At 66.4% G+C, this 18543-nt stretch carries 12 protein-coding genes; 8 read left to right on the top strand and 4 right to left on the bottom strand.

Annotated features, from left to right (window positions below; translation table 11 throughout):
* The first annotated feature begins 3 nt into the window (after positions 1–3).
* From ahpF to C8K14_RS14550, 4 genes are all read left to right on the top strand, one after another.
* The gene (gene ahpF, locus C8K14_RS14565; RefSeq protein ID WP_199223742.1) at positions 4–1554 is read left to right on the top strand and encodes an alkyl hydroperoxide reductase subunit F; all 1551 of its coding nucleotides are present in this window, start codon (positions 4–6) and stop codon (positions 1552–1554) included.
* 243 nt (positions 1555–1797) lie between these two features.
* Positions 1798–3270: an ATP-binding protein gene (locus C8K14_RS14560; protein ID WP_107717190.1), complete on the top strand. Its 1473-nt coding sequence runs from the start codon at positions 1798–1800 to the stop codon at positions 3268–3270.
* A gap of 118 nt (positions 3271–3388) precedes the next feature.
* On the top strand, positions 3389–3871 hold the full coding sequence (locus C8K14_RS14555) for a MarR family winged helix-turn-helix transcriptional regulator (RefSeq protein WP_022677022.1): 483 nt from the start codon (positions 3389–3391) through the stop codon (positions 3869–3871).
* Positions 3872–3984: 113 nt separating this feature from the next.
* Positions 3985–4386, top strand: a complete 402-nt coding sequence (locus C8K14_RS14550; RefSeq protein WP_107717189.1) for a cytochrome c family protein — start codon at positions 3985–3987, stop codon at positions 4384–4386.
* Between the two features lie 7 nt (positions 4387–4393).
* Here C8K14_RS14550 and C8K14_RS14545 read toward each other — a convergent pair whose 3' ends face one another.
* The 3 genes from C8K14_RS14545 to C8K14_RS14535 all read right to left on the bottom strand — a co-directional run bounded on the left by C8K14_RS14545 (position 4394) and on the right by C8K14_RS14535 (position 7805).
* On the bottom strand, positions 4394–5188 hold the full coding sequence (locus tag C8K14_RS14545) for a DeoR/GlpR family DNA-binding transcription regulator (RefSeq protein ID WP_107717188.1): 795 nt from the start codon (positions 5186–5188) through the stop codon (positions 4394–4396).
* Positions 5189–5277: 89 nt separating this feature from the next.
* Entirely contained in the window at positions 5278–6342 is a 1065-nt protein-coding gene (gene rhaT / locus C8K14_RS14540) for an L-rhamnose/proton symporter RhaT (protein ID WP_107717187.1), read from the bottom strand.
* 35 nt (positions 6343–6377) lie between these two features.
* Positions 6378–7805, bottom strand: coding sequence for an FGGY-family carbohydrate kinase (locus tag C8K14_RS14535; RefSeq protein ID WP_107717186.1), 1428 nt, complete (start codon positions 7803–7805; stop codon positions 6378–6380).
* A 207-nt stretch (positions 7806–8012) separates the two neighbouring features.
* On the opposite strand from C8K14_RS14535, the gene C8K14_RS14530 reads away from it, so the two are divergent.
* The 3 genes from C8K14_RS14530 (at position 8013) to C8K14_RS14520 (ending at position 15033) form a co-directional block, all read left to right on the top strand.
* Complete coding sequence (locus C8K14_RS14530; protein ID WP_107717185.1) at positions 8013–10127, top strand: bifunctional rhamnulose-1-phosphate aldolase/short-chain dehydrogenase; 2115 nt, start codon at positions 8013–8015, stop codon at positions 10125–10127.
* A gap of 22 nt (positions 10128–10149) precedes the next feature.
* Positions 10150–11442: an L-rhamnose catabolism isomerase gene (gene rhaI / locus C8K14_RS14525; RefSeq protein WP_107717184.1), complete on the top strand. Its 1293-nt coding sequence runs from the start codon at positions 10150–10152 to the stop codon at positions 11440–11442.
* A 117-nt stretch (positions 11443–11559) separates the two neighbouring features.
* The gene (locus C8K14_RS14520) at positions 11560–15033 is read left to right on the top strand and encodes a glycosyl hydrolase (RefSeq protein WP_233251099.1); all 3474 of its coding nucleotides are present in this window, start codon (positions 11560–11562) and stop codon (positions 15031–15033) included.
* Positions 15034–15055: 22 nt separating this feature from the next.
* Here the strand turns inward: C8K14_RS14520 and C8K14_RS14515 are convergent, their stop codons facing one another.
* A complete protein-coding gene (locus C8K14_RS14515) occupies positions 15056–16168 on the bottom strand; it encodes a LacI family DNA-binding transcriptional regulator (protein WP_054131051.1) in 1113 nt (370 codons plus the stop codon).
* Positions 16169–16299: 131 nt separating this feature from the next.
* Between C8K14_RS14515 and C8K14_RS14510 the strand changes: the two genes are divergently transcribed.
* A complete protein-coding gene (locus tag C8K14_RS14510; protein ID WP_369974059.1) occupies positions 16300–18540 on the top strand; it encodes a beta-glucosidase in 2241 nt (746 codons plus the stop codon).
* Positions 18541–18543 lie beyond the last annotated feature (3 nt).

The raw sequence follows: 18543 nt of genomic DNA, 5'->3' as shown, positions 1-18543 counted from the left end.
CCTATTCTTGACGCCCCCACCACTGCCCAGCTCAAGGGCCTGCTTGGCAACCTGCGCCGCCCGATCGAACTGGTCGCGAGCCTGGACGATAGCGCCAAGTCTGCCGATACCCGCAGCCTGGTCGAGGAAATCGCCGCGCTGAGCGACAAGGTTTCGGTGCGCCTCGACGGGCAGGATGCCCGCCGCCCGAGCTTTGCCATTCGCGCGGATGAAGGGCGCGCGCAGGCGGTGTTTGCCGGCCTGCCGCTGGGCCACGAATTTACCTCGCTGATCCTGGCGCTGCTGCACGTGGGTGGTCACCCGCCCAAGGAAGATGCCGAACTGCTCGACGCGGTGCGCAACCTTGATGGGCCGCTGCATTTCGAGACGTTCTTCTCGCTCTCGTGCCAGAACTGCCCCGACGTGGTGCAGGCGCTCAACATCATGGCCGCGCTCAACCCCGATATCACCCACGTGGCGATCGATGGCGCGCTGTTCCAGGACGAGGTGGAGCGCCGCAAGGTGATGGCCGTGCCGACCGTCTACTTGAACGGCGAACAGTTCGGCCAGGGCCGCATGGATCTGGCGCAGATCGTGGCCAAGCTCGACACCGGATCGGTGGCCCGCGCGGCGGAAAAGATCGCCGCCAAGGATCCGTTCGACGTGCTGGTGGTCGGCGGTGGCCCGGCCGGCGCGGCAGCGGCGATCTACGCCGCGCGCAAGGGCATCCGCACCGGCGTGGTGGCCGAACGCTTTGGTGGCCAGGTGCTCGATACCATGGGCATCGAGAACTTCATTTCGGTGCCGCACACCGAAGGGCCCAAGCTGGTTGCCCAGCTGGAACAGCACGTGAAGGACTATGAAGTCGACGTCATGAACGTGCAGGCGGCGGTCAAGCTCAAGCCGGCCAACGGCGATGGATTGCACCACATCGAACTGGCCAGCGGCGCGAGCGTCAAGGCCAAGACGGTGATCCTGTCGACCGGGGCCCGCTGGCGCCAGATGGGCGTGCCCGGCGAAGAGGAATATCGCAACAAGGGCGTCGCCTATTGCCCGCACTGCGATGGGCCGCTGTTCAAGGGCAAGCGCACCGCCGTGATCGGCGGCGGCAATTCGGGCGTGGAAGCCGCGATCGACCTGGCTGGCCTTGTCCGCCATGTCACCCTGATCGAGTTCGACAGCCAGCTGCGCGCCGATGCCGTATTGCAGACCAAGCTGCGCAGCCTGCCCAACGTGACGATCATCACCTCGGCCATGACCACGCAAGTGCTGGGCGATGGCCACAAGGTGACGGCGCTGGTCTACAAGAACCGTGAGACCGGCGAGGAACACACCGTCGAACTGGAAGGTATCTTCGTGCAGATCGGCCTGGTGCCCAACACCGAATGGCTGGGCGGTAGCATCGCCATGACCAACCGTGGCGAGATCGAGGTGGACGCTCACAATGCCACCAGCCTCGACGGCGTGTTTGCTGCGGGTGACTGCACCACGGTGCCGTTCAAGCAGATCGTCATCGCCATGGGCGAGGGCGCCAAGGCCTCGCTGGCGGCGTTTGATTATCTGATCCGGCACTAAGGCCAGATAACATTCCCTCCCCCCGACCCCCTCCCGCCTGCGGGAGGGGGTGGGTAAAAGCCCCCTCTTCTTCAGAGGAGAGGGTTTGGGGGTGGTGGAAACCTGGCGCTAGGCATCGCACCACCCCCCGCCCCCCCCCTCCTCTGAAGAGGAGGGGGAGAATGTGGCCAAGCCCACCCCGCTTTCGACAACCTTTTCCCCCAATCCCCTTGCCGCCACGGCCCTGCGCGCTAAGAGCGAGGCGTGAGCGCAACCATCGTCATCGGCGCCGACGACCGGTCGGGCGCCTCCGTCCGCATCGATGTTGAGGAACTGCTGGCCACGCGCCTTCTGGTGCAGGGCAACAGTGGCTCGGGCAAGTCGCACCTGCTGCGCCGGATCCTGGAGCAGAGCGCCAGCGTGGTGCAGCAGGTGGTGATCGATCCGGAAGGCGATTTCGTCAGCCTGGCCGAACCGTTTGGCCATGTCGTGGTCGATGGATCGGCCTATGACGGCACCGAGATCGTCAAGCTGGCCGCACGCATCCGCCAGCATCGCGCCTCGGTCATCCTGGCGCTCGACGGGCTGGAGCTGGAAGCGCAGATGCGCTGCGCCGCCGTGTTCATGAACACCCTGTTCGATGCCCCGCGCGACCAGTGGTATCCCGCGCTGGTGGTGGTGGACGAGGCGCAGATGTTTGCGCCTGCCGCCGCCGGTGATGTGGCCGACGATGTGCGCCGCCTCTCGCTGGCGGCGATGACCAACCTGATGTGCCGTGGCCGCAAGCGCGGGCTGGCGGGGATCATCGCCACGCAGCGCCTGGCCAAGCTGGCCAAGAACGTGGCGGCCGAAGCATCCAACTTCCTGATGGGGCGCACTTTCCTCGATATCGACATGGCCCGCGCCGCCGATCTCCTCGGCATGGAGCGGCGCCAGGCCGAACAGATCCGCGACTTGGAGCGCGGCCATTTCCTGGCGCTGGGCCCGGCGATCTGCCGCCGCCCGGTGGGGGTGAAGATCGCCGACGTGGAAACGCGCGCGCGCAACGTGGTGCATGGCCTTATGCCGATGCCCAACGCCGCGGGTGAGGAGATGGAGGCGCTGCTGATGGCAGAGCCGCTGATGTTCGACCCGCTGCCCGCACCGCCAGAGCCGGAAGAGACCGCACCCGAAAGCGGCGAGCTGCTGGAGCAGATCGAAAGCAGCGTGCCCGCCGCCGAGCAGGTGGAACCACCGGTCGAGCCCAGCCTGTTTGCCGCCGAGGAAACCGCTGCCGATATTGCCGCGATCCTGGCGGAAATGGCGGCCGAGCCGGATTGCACGTTCCAGCCTGCGGCGCAGCTCTATCAGGATTTCACCGTGCGCTGCCGGATGCAGCGGCTGGGCCAGGTGGGCATCGACCTGGCCGCGTTCCGCCGCCGCTTTGCCATGGCGGTGGCCGGCATCCCGGACGATCGCGAGCCGCGCTGGCAGGCCGCACTCAAGCTGGCCGAAGGCGTGGCCGACGATCTGGTGGCGCCGTTCCTGGTGCTGGCCGTGGCGGCCGTCGAAGGGCTGCCGTGCCCGGACGACGAGCGCATGGCCGAGATCTATGGCACGCGCAGCCCGGGGCGCATCCGCCGCCTGCTCGATCACCTCGAAAAGAGCGGGCTGATCGTGGTGCGCACCGATTACGGCGGGCGCCGGTCCATCGGTATTCCCGGTCTGGGCATGACGACGGCACCGGTCGAAGCCTGACCTTTGGTGGGCTTCGGCGCTGTTGCGCCGCAAAACATTTGCGCAAAAACGGTTCGTATGCCTAATGGACTTGATGCGGTAACATTCTGTGCCGCAGTGTGTCTTGAAAGGTTGCGCTTTGGCGTCCGAAGTTCTTACCCGTCAATCAGTTACGCCCGAACTGGCGCTGGATGGGCTGGATTCGGTCCTGGGCCTGCACATCGGCACAACGAATACGCTGTTCGTCTCGCGGCTGGAACGCCAGCTTGAACCGCTCAGCGTCACGCCCAAGCAGGTGGCGATCCTGTGGCTGGTCAACGCCAATCCCGGCGTGAAGCAAACCGACCTTTCGCGCTTTTTCAAGATCGAGCGCCCGACCGTGCACCAGTTCGTGCGCCAGTTGATGCGCAACGGCTATCTCGTCAACGAGCCGTCGAAGCTCGATCGCCGCGCTGGCGGGCTGTGGGTCACCGAAAGCGGCTTGATCACCCTGGCCGAGGCGCGGCGCGTGATCGTGGCGCATGAAGACGAATTGACCGCATGCCTGACCGTGCGCGAGCGGTCCGAACTGTTCCGCATCCTGATGAAAGTCTATCTTTCCGCCCCTTCCAAGGAAGGGTGACGGCCGGGTTGCCGGCGGCTTGTGCGCCACGGCCCGTTCAGCACCTTGTCAGCCAGCGTGTGACATGGTCTGAAATCACGCGGGCCGGAATGTGGCCCGCCCGGGAGACCGTGATGAAGCTTGCTCGTTTTTCTGTTGTGGCGCTGGGCGCCTTGGGGCTGGCAATCGGGGTTGCCGGAGCGGTGGCACCGGCTGCGGCGGCCGAAGGCGGTGATCCCGCGCATGGCCGCACCGTGGCGGCGCGCTGCCTGGCGTGCCACGATCTCAACACCGGGGCGACGCGGCTTGGCCCTTCGCTCAAGGGCGTGATCGGGCGGAAGGCTGGCTCGCTGCCGGGCTATGCCTATTCCGATGCGATGAAGAGCAGCGGCGTGACGTGGACGCCCGATACGCTCGACACCTATCTCAAGAGCCCGACCACCTATGTGAAGGGCACCAAGATGGCCTTTGCCGGTCTGCCCGATGCCAAAGACCGCGCAGACGTGATCGCCTATCTGCAACAGGCGACCAAGTAACACCGGTCTATTCGGCAATCACCAGTTGCACGCCGGCGTCGCGGATCGCGGCGGCGGCGGCGGCGGCGGCGGAAATGCCGGCGTCGGTGATGAGGGTATCGACCTCGTCCAGCCCGCACACGATCGTGCCCGAACGGGTGGTGAACTTGCTGCTGTCGACCAGCAGGATCACCTGTTCGGCGCGGTCGATCAGGCGGCGTTCTGCTGCCACCAGCACGACATCGGCCTGCATGACGCCGGCCGCGCCCACCGACGCTGCGCCCATGAACAGCTTGGGCGCATGAAAGCGTGGCATCGATTCCTCGCCCGCCGCGGCCAGGATGATGTTCTGTTCGCGAAACACCGCGCCCGATGGCACCAGGATGCGCGTGCCGGGCTGCGGCAGCAGCGCGTTGACGATATAGAGCGAGTTGGTCAGCACCTGGAGATCAAGCCCGGCCAGATGCGGGCACATCTGCAAGGTGGTGGTGCCGCCATCGAGCATGATGCCTTCGCCGGGCTGGCATAGCGCCGCGGCCGCCCGGCCGATCGCCTGCTTGGCGGCAAGGTTTTCGGTGATCGCCTGTTCGAACGGCGTGCCCGACAGGTGAAAGCCGACCGGGCGGGCAGGCGCTTCGGCGCCATCGGCCAGCCTTGCGCCGCCATGCACGCGCACGATGCGCCCCTCGCTTTCCAGGCGCGACAGGTCACGCCGGATCGTGGCGGGAGAGGCATCGAGCATCGCCTCGAGATCGCGATAGCTCACGAAACCCGTGGGGCCGATCGCTTCGACGATCAACCGTTCGCGTTCCGCTGCATGCATGGCCTTGGCTCGTCCCTTTTCATTCCGGCAAGCGCCGGCTTATGCCCGGATGCGCGCTCAAAAGCCATCATCTTCGCGCATGGCTGGCTTCAGGCGGCGGCCTGCAGCATGTTGCCCGCGCCGATCACCACGGTGGCGCCGACCAGCAGGGCGATGCCGCTCCACACGATGGTGCGGGTGCGTGCACTGGTGCCCTGCCATTCCTTGAGGGCAAAGCCCCATAGCGTGGAAAAGAGGATGATCGAGGCCATGTGCAGGGTCCAAGACGAGAAGCCGTACTTGCCCATCTGGCTTTCGCCCATGGTGTAGAAGAAGAACTGGCCATACCACAGCGTGCCGCCCAGCGCGGCGAGGGCATAGTTGCGCAACAGCGGTGCGCGCCCGGTGCCGTCACTGGCCGCGCCCAGGAACTGCCCGGCGCTGCGGTTGCGCGCGATCAGGATCAGGCACCACATCAGGTTGGTGGTCAGCCCGCCAGCGAGCACGACACACAGCACTGGCAGCCCCTGGCTGAGCGGATCGGTGCCAGCGGCCAGGGTCAGATCGCGGATCGGCTGTCCGGCATCCAAGCCCCAGGCAAAGCAGCCGGACATGACGCCGGAAAAGATCGCGATCAGGATGCCCTTCCTGAGGTTGAACTCTGCCACGCCCACGCTGGCCGTGCCGCCCAGGTCACGCTGCTTGGCGCTGCCCGCGCGGGCGACGACGATGATGCCGACAAGCGTGATGGCAATGCCCAGCAGCGTCAGCTTGCCGCTGGTGGTGGCCGCGATATCGCCCAGCGTGCCATGGAAGATCGGCGGGCCCATCGTGCCGATCACGGTGGTGAGGCCCAGCGCCACGGCCATGCCCAGCGACAGGCCAAGATAGCGCATGGTCAGGCCGAAGGTCAGCCCGCCAAAGCCCCACATCGCTCCCCAGAACCAGCACCACAGCAAGGTCTGGCGCGGCGCGGCGGCGAGCACGCCAAGTAGGTCGTTCGTGCGCAGCGAGGCAAACAGCCACGGGGCGATGGCCCACGAGAACAGCCCGCCGGCCAGCCAGAACACCTCCCACGACCAGCGGCTGATCCGCTTGTACGGCACATAGAAACTGGCCGAGGAGAAGCCCCCCAGCCAGTGAAACAGCACGCCCAGTGCCGGATTTCCGCCCATCGTCGTTGCTTCCTCTCGTGTTTTTTATCGTGGTGTCAGGCCGGTAGGGAAATGGCGGCGTGCCAGGCGGCGCGATAGGCGGCGATATCGCCTTCCAGTGGCGCGACTGGGACCAGTTCACCCTGTGGCTTGAGCGTGGGATCGATCAGGCGCAGCGCGCCGAACGACACGTCGTTGTGGGCATTGGCGGTATAGACCGCCAGGTCTGGGCGCAGTGTCGCCAGCGCGCGGACGAATACCTCTGCCTCGGCAAAGCGGCCTTCGACCAGAAGGTGGCCCCTGGCGCCGATCAGGCCGAGCGAGATATCGGCAACCAGTGCAGCATAGAGGCACGCGGCAGCGCGGCGGCCGTACCAGTCGCGCGGCTGGCCGATCCAGCCAAACGTGCCATGGGGCAGCGGGCCAAAGCCACGGCACAGCGTGGGCAGGATCATCGTGCCGTCGCGCAGGATATCGGGCACGGCGGCGAGCAGCGCGGGCTGATCGGGTTTGATATCGACCCGGCGCGTGTCGATCTCGATCAGGCTTTCGATCTCGCGCCCCCCCATGAACCGGGCAGAGGGCACGGGTTGGCCAAACACGTCGACATTGACCAGGCAATCGCGCGCTTCGGGCAGGGCGGCAAGATCAAATGCCCCGCGCGCCAGGCGCATGGCGATGAACCAGGTGCCGGTGGACAGGATCGTGGCATCCTGTCCGGCCAACTGGTCAAAGCCGCGCGCGGCCATCAGCGCGGCATTGGAATCGTGCAGCCCGGCAAGCACCCGCGTGGTGGCAGGCAGCCCGGTCGCGCGTGCCAGGCGCGGAGAGAGCAAGCCGACTTGCGCCGATGCGGGCACCACCGGGGCAAACTGATCGGCCCAGCCGCGCCGCGCCGCCATGGGCGCGAACGTGCCTTGGGCGGGGCTCCAAACATCGGAATGGCAGCCCAGGCTCGACACTTCGCTCGTGGCCGTACCGGTCAGGAACCACGCCCAATATTGCGCCCATGGCATCAGCGTGGCGCGGGTGGGGCCATCGGCAGCAAAGGCGGCGGGATAGAGCTGTTCGAGCCAGAACAACTGGCTGCCAAGGTTGAGGCCATCGGGCAGGGCGGGGGAGCCGGTGATGGCAAAGGCATCGCGCTGCGCTCGATAGGCGGCCATCACATCGTCGGGGATCGGCTGTTCGTAATCGAGCGGCGGAAACGCCAGCGCCCCTTGTGCCACGCCAACCACGCCCGCGCCATGGCCCACCGGAACGATCGTGTCGATCGGCGCATCGAGCGGGACGGCGGCAAATTCGCGCAAGGCGCCGATCAGCCATTCGCCGATGCCTTGCGCATCGAGCCGGCGTAGCCCGTCGATCTCGATCGGGGCGTTGGGCCGCACCTTGCGATCGAGCAGCGTGCCATCCGGGCGCCACAGGCTGACCTTGCTGAGCGTCTTGCCCAGATCGATGACGATGATGCTGCCCCGTGCCAAGCCACTCGCTCTCCGTTTGGTGGCGCCCGATGGGAGAATCTCCGCCGCCGACGCCTTGTGTGGAAATGATCAATATCAATCATTCTTGATCAATTCCACCAAAAATGTTAGCAGCCCTGCGACGCGATGCAATCATCCTGGTTGTGCCGCCCCACGTTCACCGGCCAATCGGGCAGCGACTCGATGGCCCAATCCACGCAGGATGCCATGACCGTCGAAACGCTTGTTGCCGCAGACGCCGCCATTCCTTTTGCCGTGCCGACCAGCCGCTGGGACGATGCCCACGCCGCCACGCTGTCGCCGGCAGAGCTGCTGCTCTATCGCTCCAACCTGCTGGGTTCCGATCTGACGGTGACCAATTTTGGCGGGGGCAACACCTCGGCCAAGCTCACCGAAACCGATCCGTTGAGCGGCGCTGCGGTCGAGGTGCTGTGGGTCAAGGGGTCGGGCGGTGACATCGGCTCGATGAAGCTCGATGGCTTTGCCACGCTTTATCAGGACAAGCTGCTGGGCCTGGAAGCGCACTATGCCGGGCCGGACGATGACGACAAGATGGTCGGCTATCTGCCGCATTGCACGTTCAACCTGAATGGGCGCGCGGCCAGCATCGATACGCCGCTGCACTCGCTGCTGCCGTTCGCCCATGTCGACCATGTGCATCCCGATGCGATCATCGCGCTGGCGGCCTCTTCGGGCGGCGAAGCGGCGACGCAGGAAATCTGGGGCGGCAAGATCGGCTGGCTGCCGTGGAAGCGTCCCGGCTATACCCTGGGCGTGATGCTGCGCGATTACGTCCAGGCCAATCCGCAGGTCGAAGGCGTGATGCTGGCCGGGCACGGCATCATCTGCTGGGCTGATAGCGCCAAGGCCTGTTACGAGCACACCGTGCAGCTGATTGCCGATGCCGCGAACTATCTCAACGCCAAGCTGGCAGCCAAGCCGGCGTTCGGCGGGCAGAAGGTGGCACCGAACCCCAATCGCGCGGCCATCGCGGCAGACCTGATGCCGCGCCTGCGTGGTTTCATGACCGGTGCGCGCCGCAAGTTGGGTCACTGGTCCGACGATGCCGAGGCGCTGGAATTTGCCGGGTCGGTTCAGTTCGAACGCCTTGCTGCGCTCGGCACCTCGTGCCCCGATCACTTCCTGCGCACCAAAATCGCGCCGTTGACGCTCGACCCGGCCCGTCTTCAGGACGATGCCTATCTGGCCGGAAAGATCGCCGATTACCGCGCGATGTATGCGGCCTATTATGAACGTTGCAAGCGCGCCAACAGCCCGGCGATGCGCGATTCCAACCCCGTCGTCGTGCTCGTGCCCGGCGTGGGCCGCATCACGTTCGCGACCGACAAGACGACTGCGCGCCTGGCCGGTGAATTCTATGGCAATGCCATCAACGTGATGCGCGGGGCCGAGGCGATTGGCGAATATATCGCGCTCGACGAGCAGGAAGCGTTCGACATCGAATACTGGCTGCTCGAAGAAGCCAAGCTGCAGCGCATGCCCGCGCCCAAGCCCATGGTTGGCAAGATCGCGCTGGTTACCGGCGGTGCGGGTGGCATTGGTGCGGCCACGGCCGCCCGCTTCCTGCGCGAAGGCGCCTGCGTTGTCCTGGCTGACCGGGATGCCACTGCTGCCGAGGACGTGCGCGCCGGCTTTGCCAAGCAGTTTGGCAAGGACGTGGTTCGCGCCGTGGCTTGCGACGTGACCGATGAAGCGCAGGTGCAGGCGGCCTTCGCCTATGCCGCGCGCGAGTTCGGCGGGCTCGATATCCTTGTTGCCAACGCGGGCATCGCTTCGTCCGCGCCGATCGAGCAGACCACGCTGGAGCTGTGGGACCGCAACTTCGACGTGCTTGCCCAGGGCTATTTTCTTACCGCCAAGCACGCCTGGGGCTTGCTTAAGCGGATGAAGGAGCAGGGCGGCACTTCGGTCGTGTTCATCGGGTCGAAGAACGCGGTGGCCGCTGCCGCCGGGGCTTCTGCCTATGCCAGCGCCAAGGCTGCGGCCAACCACCTGGCCCGCTGTCTGGCGCTGGAAGGCGCGCCCGAAGGCATTCGCGTCAACGTCGTGAACCCCGATGCGGTGATCAAGGGCAGCAAGATCTGGGACGGCGACTGGCGCAAGGAACGCGCGGCCTCGAACAAGATCGACGCTGGCGAGGAACTGGAAGCGCACTATCGCAACCGCTCGATGCTCAAGCGCGACGTGCTGCCCGAAGACATCGCCGAGGCGGCCTATTGGCTGGGTTCGGAAGCATCGGCCAAGTCGACCGGCAACATGATCAATGTGGACGCCGGCAACGTTCAGGCTTTCACGCGCTGAGCATTCGGGAGAGAACAAGACAATGACACAGTTGCCCCTGTCGGCCGATCTCATCGCCGAAGCCAATGCTCGCCATGCCGATGCGCTGGACGAAGACTATGATGCGCTGGGCCGCAAGCTGGCCCGCACCGGCATCGATATAGATGCCGTGCTGGGCCGCGTCGCCAGCTTTTCCGTGGCGGTGCCCAGCTGGGGCGCGGGCCGGGGCGGCACGCGCTTTGCCAAGTTTCCCATTCCCGGGGAGCCGACCAATATCCATGAAAAGCTGGAAGATTGCGCCGTCATCAACCAGCTTTCGCGGGTGACGCCGCGCGTTTCACCGCACTTTCCGTGGGACAAGGTCAGCGACTTTGCTGCGCTGCGCGAAGAAGCCGCCACGCTGGGCCTGGGCTGGGACGCGGTGAATTCCAACACGTTCCAGGATCAGCCCGGCCAGGTGCACACCTATGCCAACGGCTCCCTCTCGGCGCAGGATGCCGCCACGCGCCAGCAGGCGGTGGAACACAACATCGAATGCATCGAGATCGGCAAGCAGCTCGGCTCAACCGATCTTACGGTGTGGGTGGGCGATGGCACGAACTTCCCCGGCCAGCAGGACTTTGCCCGCAGCCTGGATCGCTATCTCGATGCCGCTTCGCAAGTCTATGCCGCGCTGCCCGATGATTGGCGCATGCTGCTGGAACACAAGATGTTCGAGCCGGCGTTCTATTCCACGGTGATTTCCGATTGGGGCAGCTCGATCCTGGCGGCGCAGGAACTGGGCCCCAAGGCCAAGTGCCTGGTCGACCTGGGCCACCATGCGCCCAACGTGAACATCGAGCAGATCGTGGCGCGGCTGCACCGCTTCGGCAAGCTGGGTGGTTTCCACTTCAACGACAGCAAGTATGGCGATGACGATCTCGATTCCGGGTCGATCAATCCGCATCAGCTGTTCCTGGTGTTCAACGAGCTGGTCGAGGCCGAGCTGAACCCGCGCGACGGGTTCAACCCGAGCTACATGATCGACCAGTCGCACAACGTGACCGACCCGATCGAATCCATGCTGTCTTCGGCCGAAGCGATCACCGGCTGCTTTGCCAAGGCTTTGCTGGTCGATCGCGATGCACTGCATGCGGCGCAAGAGAGCAACGACACGATGATGGCGTTCCAGGCGCTGCGCCGCGCCTATTCGATCGACGTGGCGCCGATCCTGGCCAAGGCGCGTGTGGCCGCTGGCGGGGCGATCGACGTGTTGGAAGCCTATCGCCTGAGCCAGTATCGCGCGCGCAAGGCGCAGGAGCGCAAGGCGGTGGGGCTGGGCGCCGGCATCGTCTGACGCAGCGCCGTGCATGATGGCGGGGCACGACCGGGGCAGGGGGCGAAGCGCGCCAACCCCTTGCCCTGAAGAGCCAAATGGCCAAAACCGAAAACTGATTTCCCAGGAGAGAATTGCATGATCGAGCCGGCGCTTTGCCGCATCCGCACCGCCCTGCTGCTGGCCAGCGCACTTGCCGGCGTGGGTGCTGGCATTGGCAGCGGCAGCGTGGCCATGGCGGCACCCGATCCGGCGCCGCCAGTGCCGGGCGTGGCGGCGGTGCATGCCGGCACGGCCGTGCCGCTCGATCTGCAGTTCCGCGATCCGCCTGCCTCGGCCCGGCCGCGCGTGTGGTGGCACTGGATGAATGGCAATGTCACCAAGGATGGCATCGCCAAGGACATCGACTGGATGAGCCGCATGGGCATTGGCGGCCTCCAAGCGTTCGATGCCGGGTTGATGACGCCGCAGGTGGTCGATCACCGCCTGGTCTTCATGTCGCCGGAATGGAAGGACGCGTTCCGCTTTGCCGCCTATACTGCCGACGCGCGCGGGCTTGAACTGGCCATTGCCTCCTCGCCCGGCTGGTCGGAAACCGGCGGCCCGTGGGTGCAGCCGGCCGATGCGCTCAAGAAAGTGGTGTGGAGCGAAACCGTGGTGCCCGGTGGCGCCGCGCTGACCGCGCCGCTGCCAGCGCCGCCGCACGTGACCGGCACGTTCCAGGATATGGAGCTGAATGACCCGCTGGCGGCGCTGACCAAGGAAGGCCCGGAACAGGCGCACGAATTCTATGCCGACGTGGCCGTGCTGGCGGTGCCGGTGGATGCTGGCCAGGTTGATTTGCCCGTGCCGGCCATCACTGGCCCGGATGGCAAGTCGCTCGATGCCGCAGCACTGACCGGCGACAGCTTTGCCAAGCGGCAGATGGTCGCCCATGGCAGTGCCGAGCAGCCGTCGATCTTGCTGGCGCGGTTTGCCCGGCCGCAGACCGTGCGGGGTGTCAGCCTGTTCATGGCCGGGGCCAAGGCGATGTTTGCTGGTGCCGTGGTGGCGCCGCGCCTGGAAGCGAGCAGCGACGGCACGACCTGGACCAAGGTGGCCGATATTCCGGTGTCGAATGCGCCAACCTCGGTGAGCTTTGCCCCGGTTACCGCCAGCCAGTTCCGCGTGGTCCTGGCGCCGCTGCCGTTCAAGGGCTCGAACCTGGGCGATCCGGCGCCGGGTGCCGCCACCGACGTGGGCTTCATGAAGATGATGTCCGCTGGCGCCACCGCGCCGTTCGATCTGCGCCACTTCCGCCTCTATGCCCAGCCGCGGGTTGACCGGTTCGAGGCCAAGGCCGGCTTTGCCGTGGAGCAGGACTATTACGCGCTGGGCACGCCCGATGCTGCCGCCACTGGGACCGATGCGGCCAAGGTGGTGAACCTGACCGGCAAGCTGCGCCCCGATGGCACGCTCGATTGGACACCGCCGGCCGGCAGCGCCTGGCGCATTCTGCGCTTTGGCACCAGCCTGCTGGGCACGACCAACCACCCGGCCGCGCCCGAGGCCACCGGGCTGGAAGTGGACAAGTTCGATGGCGCGGCAGTGCGGCGCTATCTGACGCATTATCTGGGCATGTATCGCGATGCCGCCGGGGCAGACCTGATCGGGCGGCGCGGGGTTACCGCGCTGTTGACCGACTCCATCGAAGTGGGGGCGGCCAACTGGACGCCCAAGATGATCGACCAGTTCAAGCGCCTGCGCGGCTATGATCCCACGCCCTGGCTGCCGACGCTGGCCGGCGTATTGATCGGAAGCCGTGCCGATGCTGATCGCTTTCTTTACGACTGGCGCCGCACCCTGGCGGATCTGCTCGCCTCGGAACACTATGGCATGGTCGCCCAGGTGGCGCACGAAAACGGCCTCAAGGTCTATGGCGAGGCGCTGGAAGACAACCGCCCGATGCTGGGCGACGACATGGCGATGCGCGCCCGCGCCGATGTGCCGATGGCCGCGCTGTGGACCTTTTCGCGCCAGGCTGGCCCCAACCCCAGCTATCTGGCCGACATGAAGGGAGCGGCTTCTGTCGCGCATGTCTATGGCCAGAACCTGGTGGCGGCTGAATCCATGACCTCGGCACTGGCGCCCTGGGCCTATACACCCAAGGACTTGCGCCGCATCATCGACCTGGAATTCGTCAGCGGGATCAACCGCCCGGTGGTGCACACCTCGGTCCATCAGCCCACCGATGACAAGGTGCCAGGCCTTTCGCTGATGATCTTTGGCCAGTTCTTCAACCGCCACGAAAGCTGGGCGGAAATGGCCCGGCCCTGGGTGGATTACATGGCGCGCAATTCGCTACTGTTGCAGCAGGGGCGCAACGTGGCCGATGTCGCCTATTTCTATGGCGAGGAAGCGCCGCTGACCGGCCTTTATGGCAAGGCGCCGGTGGCCGATGCGCCCAAGGCCAACGCCTATGACTTCGTCAATGCCGATGCGCTGGGCGGCGTGCTGCTCAACCAGGGCAACGAACTCGTCAGCCAGGGTGGGGCACGCTATCGCGCGGTCTATCTGGGTGGCTCATCGCGGATGATGACGCTCAAGACCCTGCGCCGCCTGGCCGAACTGGTCGATGGCGGGGCCAGCGTGATCGGCCTGGCGCCGCAGGGATCGCCCGCGCTCGATGATGCGCAAGGCGCCAATGCGGCGCAGTGGCAGCAACTGGTGGCGCGGTTGTGGCCCGGCAGTGGCGATGCCATGGTGGGCAAGGGTCGGGTAATCGCGCTCGCCGACATCGATGCGGGCCTGGCGCGGCTGGGCGTGGCGCCCGATTTCCGCCTGGTCGGCGCGAGCGACGCGCAAGTGCCGTTCGTCCATCGCCAGCTGGCCGATGGCGACGCGTGGTTCCTGGTCAACCGGCTTGACCGCAACGAGACGTTCGAGGCGCATTTCCGTGTGACCGGCAAGCAGCCTGAACTGTGGCATGCCGACAGCGGCAAGGTAGAGCCGGTTTCCTGGCGCAGCGAGAATGGCGAAACCATCGTGCCACTGACCCTGGCGGCAGAGGAATCGGTGTTCGTCGTGTTCCGCAAGGCGACCACCGCCACCCATGGCGAGGTACGCGCCAGCCATGATGTGCCGCTCGGGCCCCTGGCCGGCAAGCCCGGCACCGGCTGGACCGTGGCGTTCCAGGCGGGACGCGGCGCGCCGGCCACCCTGGCCATGCCCACGCTGGCGCGGCTGGACCAGAATGCCGACGCTGGGGTGCGCTATTTCTCGGGCATGGCCACCTATGCCCGCACGTTCCGCCTGCCCAAGGGCTGGAAGAAGGGCCAGGCACTGTGGCTCGATCTGGGGGAGGTGCACGACATTGCCGAGGTCACGGTCAACGGCCAGACGCTGGGCACGCAATGGCACGCGCCCTATCGCTTTGACGTGGGCGGCGCGGTGCACAGCGGCAACAACACGATCGCCGTGCGTGTCGCCAACAGCTGGGTCAACCGCCTGATCGGCGATGCCCAGCCCGGCGCAACGAAGGTAACCTGGACGGCGATCCCGACCTACAATGCCGATGCGCCGCTGCGCCCATCGGGCCTGGTGGGGCCGGTGGTGCTGGGCACTACGCACTGACGCGGGGGCACTGAACCCCGTTTCAGGCCTCGGGCAGGGGCGGGGCGATCGAGTCCCGCTCCACCAGGTGATAGGGCAGCAGGCGCAGCGCGGGCGCCGCATCACCCTCGCGGTCCATCAGCAGGCTGGCGGCGGCATAGCTCATTTCCTGGATCGGCTGGTAAACCGTGGTGAGGTAGGGCCAGACCGACCGCGCCACCCAGCTATCGTCAAACCCGCAGATCGACACATCGCGCGGCACGGCAAGGCCGGCCCGCGAACAGGCAACCAGCGCGCCGGCCGCCGAATCGTCGTTGGTGGCAAAGATGGCGGTGGGGCGCGGGGTGTGTGCCAGCAGATCGGCCCCGGCGCTGATGCCGCCTTCAAACGAAAACCCGCCGTTGGCTTCCACCACCGGGCCGGTGTGGCCGAGGTCGGCCAGGGCGGCAAGAAAGCCAAGGCGGCGGCGCGCGGCGGCGCCATGGTTGGGCGGCCCGGTCAGCACGCCAAAGCGGCGATGCCCGGCTTGCCACAGCATCTGCGCCACGGCCGCCCCGGCGGCCGTATCGTCCATGCCGATGCCCGGCGCCTCCAGGCTGGGCTTTTCCGGTGCGACGCGCACATGGCGCACGCCCTGTTCGCGCAGGAAATCGAGCACCACTGGCAGATCGGCCAGCGGCGGGGTCAACACAAAGCCATCGCAGCGTCCGTTGCGCAGCAATGCGGCAAGATCAGCCACGATCTCGGCATCGGGACGGGCCGAATCGATACGGTCGATGCGCAGGTGATACTGGTTGTCGACACAGGCCTGATAGGCGCCGGCCTGGATTTTCATCGTGTAGTTGGGGCTGGGATTGTCGAACAGCACGCTGATGATGAACGAGCGCGCCCCGGCCAGGGAGCGCGCCGCCAGATCGGGGACATAGTCCAGATCGGCAATCGCCTTTTCCACCTTGATACGCAGCGTATCAGATACATGCGGCTCGCGGTTGATCACACGCGACACGCTCTTGAGCGACACCCCGGCATGCCGCGCCACATCGTTCATCGTGATGTTACCCGTCGCGCGGCCGGCTGTGGTGGGTGCCGCATCGTTGTCGTCGTCGGCGCTACTGGCGGTTGCAGAGGGGCGGTGGCTTTGCGCGGGATCGGGCATGGGCCAAGCTATGAACGCAATTGTCCGGCAAGCCAACCTGAACAGGTAATTGACAACGCTGACAAGCGGCGGCACGATAACGCGGAACAAGCAGGTGGCGCTGTAGCCATCAACGGGAAGGGTGCATGAAGATGGGCAGGAGATTTCTTTCGGCCGTGGCGCTGGCTGCGGTCGGAGCAGGGCTGGCGCAGGGTTCGGCCCAGGCGCAGGCGCCAAGCAGCGCGCCGGTCGACATGACCGCGGCGCAGGCACGGGCCGATCAGACCGTCAAGGCAATGCAGCCGGACGAGCGCACCACGTTGACCCACGGCATCATGGCCATCCAGCTGTTTCCCGGTGCCCCGCCGATCCCGGCTGACGCGGTGCCAGGCGCCGGTTACATCGCCGGGTTGCCACGCCTGGGTGTGCCTGCGCTCAAGGAAACCGACGCAAGCCTTGGTGTCGCGTGGGTTTCGGGTGCGCGCAAGCGGGGCGCGACAGCGTTGCCATCGGGCATTGCCCAGGCGGCGAGCTGGGACCCGGCAGTGATGCAGGCCGGCGGCGCGATGATTGGCGCCGAGGCGCGCGCCAGCGGCTTCAACGTGCTGCTGGCGGGCGGCGTCAATCTGACGCGCGATCCCCGCAACGGGCGCACGTTCGAATACCTGTCGGAAGACCCGCTGCTGTCGGGCGTGCTGGTAGGTGCGGCGATCCGGGGCATCCAGTCCAACAATATCATTTCCACGATCAAGCACTTCGCGCTCAATGGCCAGGAAACCGGGCGCCAGTTCGTGGACATCCAGATCGGCAACGCCGCGGCGCGTGAAAGCGATCTGCTGGCTTTCCAGATCGGCATCGAGCAGGGCCAGCCCGGCTCTGTCATGTGCGCCTATAACCGCGTCAACGGTAATCGCGCGTGCGACAACAGCTGGCTGCTCAACACCGTGCTCAAGCGCGATTGGGGCTACAAGGGCTTTGTCATGTCTGACTGGGGCGCGGTGCCTGGGCTCGATGCAGCGATGGCCGGGCTCGATCAGCAATCGGGCGAACAGCTCGACAAGGCGGTCTATTTCGGCAGCAAGCTGGCGGAAAAGGCGGCGACCGACAAGGCCTGGGCCGCGCGCCTGGCCGACATGAACCGCCGCGTGCTGACCGCGATCTATGCCACCGGCGTCGACAAGAACCCGGTAACCCCGGGCGGCGAGTGGGATGCCGCGGCGCATGCGGCCGTGGCCGAACAGACGGCGATTGCCGGCATGGTCTTGCTGCGCAACCAGAACAATGCCCTGCCGCTGCTGCGCGATGCCAAGAGCGTGGCGGTGATCGGCGGCTATGCCGATGGCGGTGTGCTGTCGGGCGGCGGGTCGAGCCAGGTGCAGGGCGATGGCGGGCCGGTGGTGTCACGCCCGGTGCTGGCTGGCGGCATGTTTGCCGGGATCATGCAGCAGCAGTTCCACCGCTCCAGCCCGCTCGATGCGATCAAGGCGCGGGTGCCGCAGGCGGCTATCCATTTCCGCGACGGGCGGTATATCGCCGATGCGGTAGAGGCGGCGCGCCGGTCTGACGTGGCGATCGTGTTCGCCACCGAATGGCGCACCGAAGGGCTCGATCAGCCCGATCTGTCCTTGCCCGATGGCCAGGATGCGCTGATCGCCGCCGTGGCCGCCGCCAATCCGCGCACGATCGTGGTGTTGGAAACCGGTGGCCCGGTGACGATGCCGTGGCTGGACAAGACCGCGGCCGTGCTAGAGGCTTGGTATCCCGGCGCGCGCGGGGGCGAGGCGATTGCCAAGGTGCTGTTCGGCGAGGCCAACCCCGGCGGGCGCCTGCCGGTCACGTTCCCCGCCAGCGTGGCGCAACTGCCCCGGCCCAAGCTCGATGGCAGCGATACGCTCGATCCTGATTTCATGGGCAACCCGCCCACGCCAACCACCACGCTCAAGGCCGATTACAATATCGAAGGGTCCGACGTGGGCTATCGCTGGTTCGCCCGCACCGGGGCCAAGCCGCTGTTCCCGTTCGGCTATGGCCTGAGCTATACCAGCTTTGCCCAGGATGGCCTGAGCGTGGATGGCAAGACCGCACGCTTTACCCTGCACAACACCGGCAAGGTGGCGGGCGACGATGTCGGCCAGGTCTATCTGGTCGATCGTGCCGGCACGGCCAAGCGCCGCCTCGTCGGCTTTGCCCGCGTGCATCTCGCGCCCGGCGAAAGCAAGACTGTCAGCGTGACGATCGACCAGCGCCTGCTCGCTGATTGGCGGGACGATGGCAAGGGCAGCGGCGGCTGGACGCTGCCGGCGGGCAACTATGGCTTTGCCCTGGGCAGCGATGCGCAGACGCTGGGCCAGGTGGTGACGGTGCGCCTGGCGGCGCGCAACTGGAAGGATTGAAGA

The sequence above is a fragment of the Novosphingobium sp. GV079 genome, from assembly GCF_003058045.1.
Taxonomy (GTDB): Bacteria; Pseudomonadota; Alphaproteobacteria; order Sphingomonadales; family Sphingomonadaceae; genus Novosphingobium; species Novosphingobium capsulatum.
This window is presented reverse-complemented; position numbering and strand designations above follow the sequence as displayed.

Excerpts from the sequence above, each read along its gene's own strand:
- C8K14_RS14530 (WP_107717185.1), top strand. The coding sequence starts at position 8,013 with ATGACCGTCGAAACGCTTGTTGCCGCAGACGCCGCCATTCCTTTTGCC.
- C8K14_RS14520 (WP_233251099.1), top strand. The coding sequence starts at position 11,560 with ATGATCGAGCCGGCGCTTTGCCGCATCCGCACCGCCCTGCTGCTGGCC.
- rhaI (WP_107717184.1), top strand. The coding sequence starts at position 10,150 with ATGACACAGTTGCCCCTGTCGGCCGATCTCATCGCCGAAGCCAATGCT.
- C8K14_RS14550 (WP_107717189.1), top strand. The coding sequence starts at position 3,985 with ATGAAGCTTGCTCGTTTTTCTGTTGTGGCGCTGGGCGCCTTGGGGCTG.
- C8K14_RS14510 (WP_369974059.1), top strand. The coding sequence starts at position 16,300 with ATGGGCAGGAGATTTCTTTCGGCCGTGGCGCTGGCTGCGGTCGGAGCA.
- C8K14_RS14545 (WP_107717188.1), bottom strand. The coding sequence starts at position 5,188 with ATGCATGCAGCGGAACGCGAACGGTTGATCGTCGAAGCGATCGGCCCC.
- rhaT (WP_107717187.1), bottom strand. The coding sequence starts at position 6,342 with ATGGGCGGAAATCCGGCACTGGGCGTGCTGTTTCACTGGCTGGGGGGC.
- C8K14_RS14515 (WP_054131051.1), bottom strand. The coding sequence starts at position 16,168 with ATGCCCGATCCCGCGCAAAGCCACCGCCCCTCTGCAACCGCCAGTAGC.